The 575-nt window shown below is 58.6% G+C and carries 1 protein-coding gene; it reads right to left on the bottom strand.

The window, feature by feature from the left end; translation table 11 throughout:
* Nucleotides 1-258: 258 nt before the first annotated feature.
* Nucleotides 259-575 (bottom strand): transposase (locus tag NKI08_RS34640; RefSeq protein ID WP_352776024.1); only part of this gene is annotated, 317 nt, incomplete at its 5' end.

Genomic DNA, 575 nt, shown 5'->3' with positions numbered 1-575 from the left:
AGTCGTCTAATCGCGGACCGAAATGCAAGCCCAAATTTGTATTGAGGTGTCGTTTGCCGGGAGCACGGTCGTCTTCGCGGTCGACATGAAGCCGCCGCATGATGGGCTTCGCGAGGGATGGAGCCTTCCAAGGTTTGAAACGCAATCGCGAGCGTTGTGACGCCAACGATGCAACTGACACAGCGGAATGGCTCGGCCCACGTCCTGGCAGGGACGCCTCGTTACGCCTCGGGTAGGCGCATTCGAACTTCCTTATGGTCAGGCCACGATGGCTTCTTCCCGGTTGAACAACTCACCGGATTTTAGCATCGCATGCATGATGACAGCGAGCTTGCGGGCGACAGCGACAGCTGCCCGCTTGAAGCCGATCTTCTCACGCAGCTTCAGCCCCCATGTGCGCAGACTGCTGTCAGCCCGGCTGCGCGTCAGAATCACGACTGCGGCCTCATAGAGAAGCCCTCTCAGATGAGGATCCCCACGCCGCGAGATATGACCATCATAATCGACTTCGCCGGATTGATAGCGTCGGGTTGTCAAACCCAGCCATGCGCCGACAGCGCGCGATGTCTTGAAGT

This window comes from Mesorhizobium sp. M0768, assembly GCF_040320195.1.
Taxonomy (GTDB): domain Bacteria; phylum Pseudomonadota; class Alphaproteobacteria; order Rhizobiales; family Rhizobiaceae; genus Mesorhizobium.
Note: the sequence above shows the minus strand (reverse complement) of the source record. Positions and strands in the feature narration are given on the sequence as shown.